Genomic DNA, 14723 nt, shown 5'->3' with positions numbered 1-14723 from the left:
TCGCACGCTGACCCCGGTAGAATCGGACCAGTCGGTCACGCGTCGGCCGTGCACTCGTTCGGTCTGCGCAGCCACGGGAGAGTGGGAGATGAGCGCACGCGACGGGCTCGGTCTTCGGCGGTTGCCGCGCGGCATTCGAGTGCTGGTGATCACCGCCGTGCTGTTCGTCGCGACGTTGCTGATCCTGCCTCGCTTGGTCGGCGTCTACGTCAACTGGCTGTGGTTCGGCGAGGTCGGGTTCCGTGGCGTCTGGCTCACCGCGCTGCTCACTCGGCTGTCGCTGTTCGTCGTGGTCGCACTGCTCATCGGCGGCGCTCTTTTCGCGGCCATGTGGCTGGCTTTCCGGTTCCGCCCCCTCGTCGTACCGGCCTCCGAGGAGGAAGACGCCCTCCGTCCTTATCGCACCGTGGTGATGCGGCGCCCGCTGCTGTTCGGCGTGGGCATCGCCGCCGCGATGGGCATGCTGTGCGGTCTCATCGGGCGATCGGGCTGGACAACGGTTCAGCTGTTCGTGCACGGTGGATCGTTCGGTGTCTCGGATCCCCAATTCGGCCACGACGTAGGGTTTTACGTCTTCGATCTGCCCTTCTACCGGCTCCTGCTGAACTGGTTGTTCGTCGCCACCGTCCTCGCGTTCCTGGCCTGCCTCGCGGCGCACTACCTGTTCGGTGGCTTGCGGTTCTCGGGAAAGTCGCCGGGGCTGACCCACGCCGCCCGCGTCCAACTCGCGGTGCTCGCAGGCGCATTCGTCATGTTGAAGGCGGCCGCCTACTGGCTGGACCGCTACTCGTTGCTCTCGACCCGCAGCAAGGAACCCACCTTCGCGGGCCCCGGCTACACCGACATCAACGCGGTGCTGCCCGCCCGGCTCATCCTGTTCGCGATCGCCGTCATCTGCGCCGCGGCGGTTTTCGCCGCCGTGGTGGTCCGGGATCTGCGCATCCCGGCGATGGCCGCCGCACTGCTGCTGCTGTCGTCGATCCTGGTGGGCGCGGTCTGGCCGTTGGCCGTCGAGCAACTCTCGGTGCGCCCGAACGCCGCCGACATGGAGCGCACGTACATCGAGCGCAACATCGCCGCGACGCGGCAGGCGTACGGAATCGGCAGCGATCGTGTCGAATACCGGGACTATCCCGGGGTCGGTACGAAGCCGCCGCCCGAAGTACCCGCGGACGTGACCACGATCGCCAATGCACGCCTGCTCGACCCGAACGTGCTCTCGCGTACCTTCACCCAGCAGCAACAGCTCAAGAACTTCTACAGCTTCCCCGCGCATCTGGACCTGGATCGGTACCGCATCGAGGGACAGCTGCGCGACTACGTGGTCGCGGCCCGCGAGCTGACTCCGACCGCGCTGAGCGGCAATCAGCGGCACTGGGTCAATCGCCACACCGTCTACACCCACGGAAACGGGTTCGTCGCGGCGCCTGCCAACCGCGTCAACGCCGCGGTCCGCGAGGCGGCGGGCGACGCCGCGAGCAGCAACAGCGGATACCCGATCTACTCCGTGAGCGACATCGCCTCCCAATCCTCCGGGCACCAGGTGATACCGGTGGATCAACCGCGTATCTACTTCGGCGAAGTGATCGCCCAGGCCCACCCGGACTACGCCATCGTCGGCGGCGGCACCGAACCCCGCGAGTACGACACCGACGCGACCAAGTACACCTACACCGGATCCGGCGGGGTGCCGATCGGGAACTGGTTCAACCGCATGGCCTTCGCCATCTCCTACGCCGAACGAAACATCATCTTCTCCAAGGCGATCGGGCCCGGATCGAAGATCATCTTCAACCGCGATCCGCGCCATCGCGTGGAACTCGTCGCGCCGTGGCTGACGACCGACCACAACCCCTATCCCGCCGTCGTGAAGGGCCGGATCGTCTGGATCGTCGACGCGTACACCACGATCGACGGCTACCCCTACGCCAAGCACACCTCCCTCGAAGCCCTCGAGCCGGGCGAGGACACCGGCACAGGATCGGACCGGGAGATCTCCTACATACGGAACTCGATCAAGGCCACCGTCGACGCCTACGACGGCACGGTCACCCTGTACCAAGTCGACCAGCACGACCCGGTCCTCGCCGCATGGATGAAGGTGTTTCCCGGCACGGTCGAACCCGAATCATCGATCACCGAGGAGCTGCGGGCCCACTTCCGTTATCCCGAGGACCAATTCAAGATCCAACGCGAGATGCTCGCGAAATACCACGTGGACGAACCACGAGAGTTCTTCACCACCAACGCTTTCTGGTCGGTGCCCAGTGACCCGACCGTCGAGACGAACCCGCACCAGCCCCCGTTCTACGTCCTCGTCGGCGATTCGGACACCGCCCAGCCGACCTTCCGGCTCGCCACCGCGATGGTCGGGTTCAACAGGGAATTCCTGTCCGCCTATGTCTCCGCCCATTCCGACCCGGAGAGCTACGGCAAGATCACCGTCTTGCAGCTGCCCACCGACACTCTCACCCAGGGTCCGCAGCAGATCCAGAACTCGATGATCTCCGACACCAGGGTGGCGTCCGAGCGAACATTGCTGGAGCGTTCGAACCGCATCCAGTACGGCAACCTGCTGACGCTGCCGATCGCCGACGGCGGTGTGCTCTACGTCGAACCGCTGTTCACCGAGCGGATCTCGACGACGCCGGACGGATCGACGTTCCCGCAGCTGGCACGGATGCTTGTCAGTTACCGCGAACCAGGCACCGGCGGCGTCCTCGTCGGCTACGCGCCGACCATCGCCGAGGCGCTCGCCCAAGTGTTCGGCGCCGAGACCGGTCGGCTCGCCACCCCGCCCGGCGGCGGACCAGGCGCCCCGCCGCCACCAAGTCAGCAGCAGCCGCCACCAGCAGCAGCGGCGCCACCACCGCAATCCCCGCCGCCGGTGGATCCGGCGAAACTCGCCGAACTGAACGCGCAGATCGAGGCGATGCGCGAGGCCCTCGAACGACTGCAACAGCAGCTGAACGAACTCGGCATTCCCGGTCGATAAACGCTGTCCCCGAAGTCATTCGCGCCATCGACCCTCAGCGAGCAGCGAACCGGTACACCACCGGCAGCTCGTCGGGCCGCGCGGCGACGCGGGTGTCGAATCCGCGGCTGATGTGCGCGATCGTTTCGCACAGCCAACGGGATTCGTCGTTTCCGGCCCGTTCGAGGCGCATCTGCCGCATCCGCAGTGGAATCATGCGCAGTTCGACCTCGGAGTCCACCGAGACGAGGAACAGCAGACGAAGATTCGTGCGGTATCGCTCATAGCCGTGGATGCCTTCGTAGTCGTCCACGACATCGCCGCACCCGTACAGGATCGGTTTGCCGCGGTAGATCTCGATCGGCCGCGGATGGTGTGCGGAATGCCCGTGCACCACATCGACTCCGGCTTCGATCAACCGATGTGCGAAGCGTCGTTCACTCGGCGTCACGCGGTAGCCCCAATTGGGTCCCCAGTGGATGGAGACGATCGCGATATCCCGCTCGCGGGTGGCCGCCGACACCGACTCCGCCACCTCGTCGGCCGCGGCGATGCTCGGATCCTCACCGATTCGCCACAGTCCCGGCCGGTCGCGACGCGCCGCCCAATACTCCGGTACCCCACTCGATCCCGCGGCGACCGAGACGATCACCACCCGTCGGCCGTTGTCGAGTTCCGCTCTCGCGGGCGCCCTCGCGCCGTCGAGATCCGCGCCCGCTCCCGCGTGCTGGATGCCCGCGGCGTCGAGGGTGTCGACCGTGTCGGTCAGCCCGTGCACGCCGAAATCCAGCACGTGATTGTTGGCCAGCGCGCAGACGACCGGCGCGATGACGGTCAACACCGGCACGTTGTCCGGGTGCATCCGATAGTGGATGCCCTTGGCGGGGGCGAACACACCGTCGGCGGTGATCGCGGTTTCCAGGTTGATCAGCCGCACATCGGCCCGGGCGAGGAACGGGAGGGCAGCACCCCACGGCGCGCGGAAATCCACGGGGCGGGCGAACGCGCCGTTGGCGTCCTCGGCCAACTCCACATACGTCCGCGCGTCGTCGACATATCGTTCGTGCAGCGCCGGATCGCCGGGATGCGGCAGGATCTGATCCACCCCGCGGCCCAGCATGACGTCGCCGCCTAGCAGCACCGTCGCCATACCACCATTGTCGATCACCGATCGGCCGATCGCTCCGGGCCCTGGACGACAATGGTCGTATGACCGCCGGTGTCGAACTGCGCGTGTATGCCGAGCTGAACGACTTCCTGCCCCCGGACGTCCGGTTCACGGCGCAGCGGCGGCCGATGCGACCGCACCAGACCGTGAAAGACATCGTGGAGGCCGCGGGCATCCCGCACACCGAAGTCGATCTGCTGCTGGTGAACGGCGCATCCGTCGACTTCGGTCACCACCCGCACGCCGGCGATCGGCTCGCCGCGTACCCGATGTTCGAGACGCTGGACGTCGGGCCGCTGACCCGGGTGCGCGCCCGCCCGCTGCGCGATCCGCGTTTCGTCGTGGACGTCAATCTGGGCGGGCTCGCGCGGATGCTGCGGCTACTCGGGCTGGACGTGCGCTGCGAGTGGGATGCCGAGGACGCCGTGCTGGCCGAGATCGCGGCCGCCGAGCACCGCATCCTGCTGACCCGCGACCGCGGACTGCTCGAACGCCGCACCGTGACGCACGGCGTGTTCGTGCACGCGGATCGTCCGTTCGAGCAGATCGTCGAGGTGATCCGCCGCCTCGACCTGATCGATCGGCTCGCGCCGTTCAGTCGCTGCCTGCGCTGCGGCGGCGTCATCACCGATGTGGCCAAGAACGACATCATCGATCGGCTCCCGCCGCTGACCCGCCGCTACTACGACACCTTCCGCCGATGCACGGAGTGCGACCGCATCTACTGGGCGGGCTCGCATCAGCGGCGGCTCGACGACCTGGTCGCCCGCATCCGCGCCGCGACCGCCTCCGGACCGGCGCGCTGAAATCAGAGGCCGTTCGCCTGGCCCGCGAGGAACATGTAGCTCTTCTCCTCGACGCGTCGCCGAATGCGCCACTGGCCCTCGACGCGGGCGAAGGTGTCGAGATACCACAGCCCGCACAGCATCAGCGTCTGCGCGCCGTCCTCGCCCGCGACGAGCATCGGGTTGTGGCACATGGTGCGTGCGGTCGCGGTGTCGCCCTCCACCGAGATGGAGGAGTTGCTGACCAGGTGCTGGAAGGCGGGGAAGTTCGGGAGAACGCCGGCAAGGAACTCCTTGGTGGAGGCCAGATCACCCGCCGGTCCACCCATCGCGGTGTAATCGATGTGGGCGTCGGCGGTGAAGATCTCGTCGAGCAGGTTCCACTGCCGGGTGTCGACCGCGTGCGAGTACCGGACCATCAGATCCTCGATCTCGAGCCGATCCGAAATCTCCTGCAACGACAGCATGGGTGCCTCCGAAGGTGCGCTACGGCGGGGCGTCGCCCCACCCTCGAACACGTTCCTATCTCGCGAACCGGTCCGCGCGCTGCGGTTCGGTCGGAAATACCGCGCCGAGCCGTGCGGTGGGCGGGCACGATCCCTCGGCCTGGCCTGGTGCTCAAAATTTGCTCGAGTGACATTCGGCGGCGTTACGCTTGTGCGGAGCGCGATCCATCCGAATGCCACTGCGACCGAGTGGAGCATTGCCTCATGATTCGTGCCGGCGTGTTCATCGGTGTGGACCGAACAGGGAATCTCCAAGAGCTCTTCGACGCGGCATCGGGCGCCGAGAGCATGTACCGCTGGGCGCTCGGTCAGGGCATGAAAGACGGTGTGACCGCGGAACTCATCACCGACGGTAACAACCAGAGGGTGACACCGGATCGGATCTTCGACGCGATCACAAAGATCATCGACGGGCCTGGCGTGGATCAGCTGATCCTGTACTACGCGGGTCACGGCGTGAACATCAATCGCAACGAACACTGGCTGCTCACCGACGCGCCGCGCAACGCGAATGCGGCCGTCGACATGTCCTCCAGCGTCGAACTCGCGCGCTTCAGCGGCATCCCGCACGTGGTCGTCATCTCCGACGCGTGCCGAGTCGCGCCCGAGGGGATCCAGGCGCAATCCGTCCGCGGCGTCGACATCTTTCCGAACGACGGTGCGGCGATGCGGTCCAATCCGGTCGACCAGTTCTTCGCCTGTCTACGGGGCAGCACGGCGGCGGAGCTGCGGGATCCGAAAGACGCGGCCCTCAACTACACCGCCGTGTACACGCGGGCACTCCTCGACGCGTTGAACGGATCGCGCGCCGCGCTCCTCGAGCGCCTGGGCGTGGCGGGTGACACCGCGCGCTATCTCAAGATGCGGACTCTCAAGCGCTATCTCGAAGTGGAAATACCGCGGCGGGTCGAGGCGCTTCGGCTCGAGCGGCGGGTCAACCAGAATCCCGACGCCATCATCACCTCCGAGGACGCGTGGCTGTCCCGGATCGAAGACATCCCGGCGCTGTCCCGGAGAGATTGGGGCAGTGCGATAGGCCGAGGACCGGCCACGCCGACATTCCGCGAGACGGTGGTCGACCTGACGCATGCCGCGCTCGAGAATTCGGCCGCCGACTGGGCGGACACCGTCGAGCGTTCTGTGCGATCACCCGCCGTCGACACCCGCTTCGCGGCCACGCTCGACGCCGTTGCCCCGCAGTTCGGTCCGGACCATTTGGAGACGGAGTGCGGCATCAAGATCCGGGGAGCGCGGATCCGCGACGTTGTCGCGCCGCGCACTCACCTGCACCTCGGAGCGGAGGGCGACTTGGTTCGAGTGGAAGGAGGGTGGCGCGGCGGCAACAGCGTGCTGGTGCAATTCGAGGACGGTTGCGGCACGGTCGTACCCGCGATCGCCGGTTTCATCGCCGCGCTGACCATCGAGAACGGCGAGCTCGTCGACATCGGGTACGAGCCGTCGGCGAATTCCTGGCGATGGGAGTTCTACCAGGATCGGATCGCAGAACTTCGCTCGCTGCGGGCGGTGGCCGCCGCGTCGTCGCAGCAGGGTCGTTTTCAGCTCGCTCCCGCCGACGCCCCCACCGTGGCCCGGCGCATGCAGCTGGGCAAGGGAATCGATCCCGCGCTGGCACTGTACGCCGCGTACGCGTACTACGACCTCCAAGACATCGACCACATCCGCGAGATGTCCTCGTTTCTGGCCGGTGACCTCGGCGTCCGGCTGTTCGACATCGAGTTGCTGAGCCGACATCTGCTGGACGGATCCGCGGACCCCGCCCGAGACATCGTTCCCTTCGTCCCCATGCTCGCCCAGGGCTGGTCGTTGCTGCGGGCTCACCGTTTCCATCTCCATCCCGCCCTCGACGGCCTGGAGAGTGACTTGCAGGACTCCGTCTGGTCTCTCTACGGGCCGGCGGGAGTGAAGAAACTACGAACGGCATTGACCAGAGGGGAGCTGAAATGACTCGACAGCTGGTGCTGATCCATGGACGAGCCCAAGAACGCAAGGACTCCGTCGCGCTCAAGGCCGAATGGTTGGACGCGCTCGCGAAAGGCCTGGAGAAGAACAACCTGAGCCTGCCGATCGCGGAGCAGGACGTGCGGTTTCCGTACTACGGAGACACCCTCTCCGACTTGGTCGGAGGCAAACCTGACGAAGACGCTGCCGAGGTCGTCGTCCGCGGCGAGGACACCGACGACGACGAGAAGCGCTTCATCAGGGCGGTGCTGGAGGAAATCCGCGTGCGCAATGGCATCACGCGGGAACAGCTGGCGGCCGCGGCGGGCCAGGAGGCCATCGACAAAGGCCCGGCCAATTGGGAGTGGTTTCAGGCGATCATTCGTGCCATCGACCGAAACGTTCCGTTGGGCAGCGGGGCAGGGATCGCGCTCGCCACTGTCGATGTCTACCAGTACCTTCGGAACGCGGCGATCCGCGAGAAGATCGAGTCCGGCATCGCCCAAGCCATCAAGCCCGGGATCGAGACCGTCGTGGTGGCCCACTCGCTCGGCAGCATCGTCGCGTACAAACTGCTGAGGACCGAAGGGCACCTGCGGGACTGGAACGTTCCGCTGTTCGTGACGGTGGGATCGCCACTCGCCGTGACCGAGATTCGCAAGTCGCTGAAGAACTTTGCGACCACGCACTGCCCCGACTGCGTCGGCCGCTGGCACAACGCGATGGACGATCGCGACGTGGTGGCGCTGTATCCGCTGACGCCGCAGCACTTCCCGCTGAATCCGGACGAGCCGTCGATCGAGAATCGCACCGACATCCGAAACCACACCACCAACCGGCACGGCATCGCCGGATACCTCGACGATCCCGGCGTCGCGAAGCTGATCCACGACGCACTCGCCGGCTGATCCGCGCTCGGCCATGAGCCCGCAAGATGCCGCTACCGAGATCGCTCGAACGGAACGCTTTGCGCACCCGCACCACTGGTCCGGTTTCGTCGTGATGGCGACACCGCGCCACTCGTCGGCGCGCGGCCGTCTTCCAGGTACAGGTACCCGCTGCTGCTGCTACGACGATGGTTGATCCGTCGTAGCAGCGGTGTCGTGCGGTGAGGGCTCGTCGGTGTCAGGGCCGGGGGAGTAGGGCGAGACGATCGACTCGCTCCAGGCGAAGGGTGGTGTGTCGGGCGTCAGTGGCCGACCGGCCGCGAGTGGTTCGTTGTTCCCGGTCAGCCGGACGATCGTGCGTTCGAGTGCCGGGAGGATCTCGGTGATCGCGAGGTCCGCGTTCGCGAAACGGCCGACGAGGGCGTAGACCATATTGCTCAGCACGAGCCCGACGTCGGCGATGTAGTCGGTGTCGATACCCGCGAAGAGGGTGCCCGCGGCGGGCAGGACCGCGTTGAAGCCCTGGGTGTCCAGGCGCTGCCCACCGGGTCCGGACCGTGCGCGGTAGTAGGCCTCCAGCATGCGAGGGTTGCGCTCCCACGGCTCGAACACGTACCGGACCAACCGGACGAGACCGCCTGCCAGCGACTCGTTCTCGCGCGACGGCACAAGTTCGGTGTAAATGTTGGCGGCCATCCACTGTTCGACCGCGGCGAGGATCAGCTCGTCCCGGGTGGGATACAGCTTGTAGACCGTGGCCAGCGAGACATGCGCCTGCTTCGCGACAGCGCGCAACTGGACCGCGTCGTAGCCGTCGGAGTCGAGCAGCGACAACACGGTGTCGATGATCTTGCTTGCCGTATCGCTTTCGCCTGTCCTGGGCACCTCGCTACGGTAGTCCAGCGCACCGGTGCGCCCCGGCATCGGCGACTACGCCGGTGCCGCCGCCCCCCTCCTGTGCGGCGGCACCGACGCATCCCGTCAGATGCGCGTGCCCACGTCGCGGGCGACGAGGTTGTCCAACGCCCGTTCGGCGACCGCCGCGATGGTCATCGAAGGATTACAGGCGGCGGTGTTGCCCGGCATCAGCGCACCGTCGAGTACATAGAGACCCGGATGGCCGTGAACCCGGCCGTCCAGGTCGCACACCGCACCCATGCTCGCCCCACCCAGGGGGTGCCACGTCGAGGGGAACAGGGCGTTGGTGTCCAGCAGCACGCCGTCGGGCCCGGCGATCTTGTGGACCGCGGGGCCGATGTGGTCGTCCTGGATGTCGCGATCCCCGTGCTCCGGCCAGTGCAGAATCGCATCGTCGCGTGCCGCGTCGTAGGTGAACGCGCCGCGGCCGTCGCTGACGCCGTAACCGACCATCATCGTGCTGCCGACATCGAGCGAAAGCGGCGGGATCGACGCTTGGATCACGGTGTAGGCGGACCGCGGGTCGTCCCAGTTCTTACTGCCGTAGATCACCGGTCCACCTTGTGGCGCACCGAATCCCGCGGCGGGATCGCTCCAGACGTAGATGCGATCGGCGTTGGTGCCCCAGCCTCGGCCGACGCCGTCGGGCAGATCCGGAATCAGCCCCTTGGCGCCTGCTCGCATCAACAGTCGAGTGGTGTTCATACTCCCCGCGGCCAGGATCAACGCGCCGGTGGTGAGGACCTTGTGTTCGACCACGGCGCCGGTGGTGTCCAGGCGTTGCACGTGCACGATCCACCGTCCGCCGGGTGCGCGTTCGACGTCGGTCACCTCGTGCAGTGTCTGCACCCGCACCAACCCGGTGGCTTCGGCGGCGGCGATGTAGGTGACGTCGACGGAATGCTTGCCGCCGTTGTTGACACCCATCGCGCCGTCGCCGTTGGTGTAGGACGCCTTCATCTCCCCGCGTAATTCGGCCAGCGCGAAATCCCAGTCGATCGGCATCGGGATCTTCGACAGCGGCATTCCGGCCGCGCGCACCCGGTCGGCGAAAACCCGTGCCGCCCGGTAGTTCTCGGTCGCGATCAGTTCGTCCGGGGCTTCGGTCAGCCCGAGCATCTTCGCCACGCGCGGGTAGTGCACCCGGTTCATGGTCGCCCAGTCCAGGCCCTGCGGGAAATGCGCGTCGAACACATGCTCCGCGGGTTGCAGCGACATGCCCTGGTAGACCAGTGACCCGCCGCCGACGCCCGCGGCGCACAGGGCCGTCATGTTCACGCCCGGCACCGCCTCCACCAGGCCGGTGTAGGGCTCGAACACCAATGGCCTGCCGAACAGGTTGGGGCTCGACCTGCACCACAGCAGCCGCTTGTCCGGCGCCGAGGCGCGGGGGAACGTTTCCGCGTTCGGCCCGGTGGGCCAGCGCACTCCGCGCTCGAGCACCGTCACCGGCACCCCGGCTTGCGCTAGGCGCAGCGCGCTGACTCCGCCGCCGAAACCGGAGCCGACCACCACGACGCGATGTTCTTCGTAGGTGAGCGGAACGCTGTTGACCCGCGCGGCGACCGGAGCGGGCACACCGTTCGAACGGACGCCGAGGAGCACGGCGCCTGCTGCGGCGGCGCCGGTCAGCATCGACCGGCGCGAAATTGCTGTCATGACAGGACCTTCGGGGTGTTCATGGGCGCGAACCCGAGCGGTTCAGCGCCCCTCGACGTGCGCCGCACCGTTGCGGCGCACGGGAATTCAGTCGACGGTGCAGCCGGAAACCGGTTTGTCCGCGAGGCGATCCAGCAGATAGGTGATCGCGTTGTCCGGCCCGAAGCCGTCGATGATCTCCGGCCCGAAGTGGTTGGGCAGGGTGGCGCCGGGCAGAATCGGCGGCAGGTCGTTGGTGCGGAAGGTGACCGTGGCGCCCTTGGCGCACCAGTCCTCGGCGAGTTGCCTGGCCTGGTTGTAGGGAACGGTGTCGTCGTTGAGTCCGCTGGTGATCAAGACCGGCGTGGCCGGGGTCAGAGTTCCCACCCGAAGCTCGGCCAGCGCGGGCGCCGCCTCGGGAATCGCGTGCAGATGTTCGGTGAGCGAACGGCCGTCGATGGTCATCGAGCTGGTCTTCAGGAACGGATGCTTGGTGATGATGTCGGCGACGCACGCGCCGCTCAGCGTGTCCAGCATGGCGCGTCCGTCGGGGCTGGTCACCCGGTCGACCGCCGCGCGTAGCTCGGGGTAGCGGGCGAGCATGCCGTTGATGGCGAATCCGATGGTGCCGCCGATCAGCGCGCCGTCGATGCGTTCGAGGATCTTGGCCAGATCCGCGACCGGGCCGCCCGCCCAGGTGCCCTTGAGGTTCAGTTCCGGTGCGTAGTCCGGCTGCATCTCCGCGGCGGCTGCGGCCGCGCCGCCGCCTTGCGAGTAGCCCCAGAACACCACGGGGGTTTCGGCTCCGACGCCGGCCAGGTGGTTGGCCGCGCGAGCGCCGTCGAGCATGGCGTGCGCGCCTTCGATGCGGTTGGCGAAGGTGTGGATGCCCGGTGTTCCCAGGCCGATGTAGTCGGTGACCAGGACCCGAGCGCCCAAGCGGCTCCACACCGCCGACGACGGCAGCTCCTGGTTCGCCGACAGGCCCGGCTCGGGCTCGGCGAACAATGCCATCCCGGTCGAGAACGCCACCGACATCGCGCAGCGGTCGGCCTGGCCCGAGGTGCCCGGCCCGATGACCACCGTCGGGCGCGGACCCGAGCCAAGCCAGGGGCCGGTCGCATCGATGAACGTTCCGGTCACCGCGACCGGGGACCCGTCATGCAGCTGTGTCGTGTACATGACGTGCTGCGCCTGGCCCGGCCAGCCCTTGTCGCTGGGCGCCGTGGCGAACAGGGGCATCGGCTGGGTCTTGACGACAGTGCCCCGCTCGGACGGAATCCGGTCGGGCGGAGTGTAGAAGGCGCTCACCGGGTCGGCGACGGCCTCCCGCGTATGAATTCCCACCCCGGCCACCGCGGTAGCGCACGCCACGGCCACCGCCGCCGCCATCCGACCGGCCCGCGGTAGCGACCCACACCGCGAACGTCCTTCATGCTGTCGAAGCATCGATACTCTCCGTGAAATTCCACCCCCGGCGCCGTCGCCGGAGTGCCCTTCATCGCACTGTTTCCGGGGACATGACACCCGTCACAGCCGCGACCGGCAGTACAGTAACATGGTTACTGGCGGTATGAGCCCCTTCGGTATCAGAGTTGGGGGAATTCACTCGAAGGAGGACGCAAGATCCGGAACGTGTCGCGTGACCGCGTACTCGATCAGCGCGAAAAGTGATGCGCGCGAAGGGCATTCCGGAAGCCTGGCGAGCGCGTCCGTCGCTGTGTCGGCGTATTCGCGCGCCAGCGTGCGGGTCACGTCGAAAGCGCCGCTCTCCTCGATGATCCCGACGACCTCGGCGATATCGTCGTCCGTCAGACGCTCGCGACGCACCGGCCCGGGCTGCCTGGTCATCCTGCCTATCAGGTTCGCCAACCGGCCCTCCGGCGTGCGACGCAGCGCGACCAGCACCGAGTGCGACAGCGTGCCGTCGCGCAGCCCGGCGGTCGCGGTGTCGTCCGCCGGTTGTGCAGCGCGGGTGAGCCTTCGCATGTCCTCGGTCAGCCGGAACGCGACGCCGAGCGCGCGGCTGTAGTCCGCGAGAGCCGCGACATGTTCTCGATCCGCTCCGGCCAGGTGGGCGCCGAGCAGGCACGGCAGCTCGAACGAGGACGCGGTCTGCAATTCCACCAGCGACAGATGCTCGTCCTCGGTCATCCGCACGTCGAATGCGTGCTGCCGCTCGCGGATTCGGCCTGCGCACGCTCCGGTGACCGCCCGGGAGATGAGCTCGAGCGCCCGCTGGCCACCGTGCGTGGCGAGGTCCAACGACTTCGCCATCAGCAGATCGCTGACCAGAACGGCGAATCTGTTTCCCCAGCTGGAGTGCGGTGTCGAGGTGTTCTCGACGCCGAGTTGGGCCAGCGCCGCCAATGCGCCGAGTTCGATCGCGGCGCCGAGTTCGATCTTCCCGCGCACGCCGGGGTCGCCGAAACAGCTTGCCAGCAACAGCAACAGCGCGGGCCGGAACGGGACGCCGGGATCTTCCCGGCTCGAGGTGACCAGCCGAGCGAGGAAGGGCCACTCGTCGCGGACGGCGCTGGTCATGAGCTCACCGACACCGAGCAGATCGGTGCGCACGTCGACGCCGGGCGCCATGAGCGCGGCCACATCGTCGATCGTGCGATTCGTCCGGAGTTCGCCGATTCCCTCGGGGAGCAGAATCGCACGGCGACACAACGCGAACGGTGCGCGCTCGCTGTCGAATGTGCTCTCCAGGACCCGCCAGACGAATTGGTAGCGATGCGCCGACCTGCGGCCCGCCGCCAGCCATCCGGCGTACGAATGTTCCAGCAGCAGTGCGTAATCCAGCAGATCGGGACGTAGCGGATCGCAGGTCAGCGCACGGTCGACGACCTCGGCCGCGGTCCGTCCGGATTCGAGCGCGTAGCTGATGCCCTCCCCGGTGAACGGGCTCACCAGGCCCGCTGCGTCGCCGACGAGCAGAAGGCCGTCGGCGACGCAGCGATCGGGGGAGAAGTCCAGGCGAAGCGGTGCTGCGGCCCAGCCACCGCGCAATCGACCGCCGAAACCCGCTCGGCTCGTGCGCAACCGCGTGACGAAGCTGTGCAGCACGTCCTGCGCGCGGTGCTCGTAGCCCGCACCGAACAACCCGACGCCGATATTCGCCTGATTCGCGCCGGTCGGATTGATCCAGCCGTACGAGGGCAACAGATCTCGCCCGCCGACGTCGTCGAGCGGCAGGAAGACCTCTTGCAGGTCGAGCAGCCCGTCGAGCTCGGTCAGATAGCCGCGGATGCCGATGCCGAAGTCGTCCTCCCGCAGCAGCCCTACCGCGCGCGCCAGCCGCGAGCGCGCACCGTCGGCCGCGATCACCGCGGCCGCTCGGACGTCGATGAGGCGGCCGCGACGGCCCACCCGCACCCCGACGACCCGTCCGTCCTCGATGATCGGCGCGGTGACCGCCGCCTCCTCCCACAGGTCGGCGCCGACCGCCACGGCGCGGGCGCAGATCGTCTCGTCGAGCACGGCGCGCGGCACGACGAGGCAGTGGCTGTCCGCACCGCGGTCGGCGTCGTATCCGAAATCGCGCCAGCCACGGCCGCGCATGTGCACTCGCGCTCCTCGCATGCGCTGTGCCGGGGGCAGCGAGTCGAGGACGCCCATCTCGGCGAGGATCCGAACCGCGCGCTGCGTCAACGCATCACCGCACACTTTGTCCCGCGGAAAGCGTTGCGCATCGAGCAGCAGGACCCGGCGGCCCCGGAGCGCGAGATGGTAGGCGGCGGCGCTGCCCGCGGGTCCCGCGCCGACCACCACCGCGTCGTACCCGCTTCGCGCGTTCATCGCGACCGGCTCAGGGTTCGGCCTGCCAGGTCGGCGAGCTCGTCGCGACCGGGGAAGCACGGCAGCTCGGCGAGCGCCGCGGCC

The 14723-nt window shown here is 67.7% G+C and carries 10 protein-coding genes; 4 read left to right on the top strand and 6 right to left on the bottom strand.

Features of this window, described 5'->3' with window-relative positions; genetic code table 11:
- The first annotated feature begins 88 nt into the window (after positions 1 to 88).
- On the top strand, positions 89 to 2995 hold the full coding sequence (locus NL1_RS22845) for a UPF0182 family protein (RefSeq protein WP_067842856.1): 2907 nt from the start codon (positions 89 to 91) through the stop codon (positions 2993 to 2995).
- Positions 2996 to 3029: 34 nt separating this feature from the next.
- Here NL1_RS22845 and NL1_RS22840 read toward each other — a convergent pair whose 3' ends face one another.
- Positions 3030 to 4142: a CapA family protein gene (locus tag NL1_RS22840; protein WP_373862583.1), complete on the bottom strand. Its 1113-nt coding sequence runs from the start codon at positions 4140 to 4142 to the stop codon at positions 3030 to 3032.
- 41 nt (positions 4143 to 4183) lie between these two features.
- On the opposite strand from NL1_RS22840, the gene NL1_RS22835 reads away from it, so the two are divergent.
- Positions 4184 to 4948 (top strand): Mut7-C RNAse domain-containing protein, encoded by a 765-nt coding sequence (locus NL1_RS22835; protein ID WP_067842851.1) that lies wholly within the window; start codon positions 4184 to 4186, stop codon positions 4946 to 4948.
- Positions 4949 to 4950: 2 nt separating this feature from the next.
- Here NL1_RS22835 and NL1_RS22830 read toward each other — a convergent pair whose 3' ends face one another.
- Positions 4951 to 5394: a nuclear transport factor 2 family protein gene (locus tag NL1_RS22830; protein WP_067842848.1), complete on the bottom strand. Its 444-nt coding sequence runs from the start codon at positions 5392 to 5394 to the stop codon at positions 4951 to 4953.
- A gap of 243 nt (positions 5395 to 5637) precedes the next feature.
- On the opposite strand from NL1_RS22830, the gene NL1_RS22825 reads away from it, so the two are divergent.
- Both NL1_RS22825 and NL1_RS22820 read left to right on the top strand, forming a co-directional pair.
- Positions 5638 to 7398 carry a caspase family protein gene (locus NL1_RS22825; protein WP_067842845.1) on the top strand — a complete coding sequence of 587 codons (1761 nt, stop codon included), beginning with the start codon at positions 5638 to 5640 and terminating at the stop codon, positions 7396 to 7398.
- A complete protein-coding gene (locus NL1_RS22820) occupies positions 7395 to 8300 on the top strand; it encodes a YdbL family probable chaperone protein (RefSeq protein ID WP_067842841.1) in 906 nt (301 codons plus the stop codon). The genes NL1_RS22825 and NL1_RS22820 overlap by 4 nt, the downstream gene beginning before the upstream one ends.
- 159 nt (positions 8301 to 8459) lie before the next feature.
- Here NL1_RS22820 and NL1_RS22815 read toward each other — a convergent pair whose 3' ends face one another.
- The 4 genes from NL1_RS22815 to NL1_RS22800 all read right to left on the bottom strand — a co-directional run bounded on the left by NL1_RS22815 (position 8460) and on the right by NL1_RS22800 (position 14639).
- Positions 8460 to 9164 carry a TetR/AcrR family transcriptional regulator gene (locus NL1_RS22815; protein ID WP_245673477.1) on the bottom strand — a complete coding sequence of 235 codons (705 nt, stop codon included), beginning with the start codon at positions 9162 to 9164 and terminating at the stop codon, positions 8460 to 8462.
- A gap of 96 nt (positions 9165 to 9260) precedes the next feature.
- Positions 9261 to 10856, bottom strand: coding sequence for a GMC oxidoreductase (locus tag NL1_RS22810; protein ID WP_084510871.1), 1596 nt, complete (start codon positions 10854 to 10856; stop codon positions 9261 to 9263).
- Positions 10857 to 10943: 87 nt separating this feature from the next.
- A complete protein-coding gene (locus tag NL1_RS22805; RefSeq protein ID WP_067842834.1) occupies positions 10944 to 12284 on the bottom strand; it encodes a lipase family protein in 1341 nt (446 codons plus the stop codon).
- A 156-nt stretch (positions 12285 to 12440) separates the two neighbouring features.
- A complete protein-coding gene (locus NL1_RS22800) occupies positions 12441 to 14639 on the bottom strand; it encodes a geranylgeranyl reductase family protein (RefSeq protein ID WP_067842831.1) in 2199 nt (732 codons plus the stop codon).
- Between the last annotated feature and the right edge of the window lie 84 nt (positions 14640 to 14723).

The sequence above is a fragment of the Nocardia lijiangensis NBRC 108240 genome, from assembly GCF_001613045.1.
Taxonomy (GTDB): Bacteria; Actinomycetota; Actinomycetes; order Mycobacteriales; family Mycobacteriaceae; genus Nocardia; species Nocardia lijiangensis.
This window is presented reverse-complemented; position numbering and strand designations above follow the sequence as displayed.

Excerpts from the sequence above, each read along its gene's own strand:
- NL1_RS22845 (WP_067842856.1), top strand. The coding sequence starts at position 89 with ATGAGCGCACGCGACGGGCTCGGTCTTCGGCGGTTGCCGCGCGGCATT.
- NL1_RS22835 (WP_067842851.1), top strand. The coding sequence starts at position 4,184 with ATGACCGCCGGTGTCGAACTGCGCGTGTATGCCGAGCTGAACGACTTC.
- NL1_RS22830 (WP_067842848.1), bottom strand. The coding sequence starts at position 5,394 with ATGCTGTCGTTGCAGGAGATTTCGGATCGGCTCGAGATCGAGGATCTG.
- NL1_RS22825 (WP_067842845.1), top strand. The coding sequence starts at position 5,638 with ATGATTCGTGCCGGCGTGTTCATCGGTGTGGACCGAACAGGGAATCTC.
- NL1_RS22820 (WP_067842841.1), top strand. The coding sequence starts at position 7,395 with ATGACTCGACAGCTGGTGCTGATCCATGGACGAGCCCAAGAACGCAAG.
- NL1_RS22810 (WP_084510871.1), bottom strand. The coding sequence starts at position 10,856 with ATGACAGCAATTTCGCGCCGGTCGATGCTGACCGGCGCCGCCGCAGCA.
- NL1_RS22805 (WP_067842834.1), bottom strand. The coding sequence starts at position 12,284 with ATGCTTCGACAGCATGAAGGACGTTCGCGGTGTGGGTCGCTACCGCGG.
- NL1_RS22800 (WP_067842831.1), bottom strand. The coding sequence starts at position 14,639 with ATGAACGCGCGAAGCGGGTACGACGCGGTGGTGGTCGGCGCGGGACCC.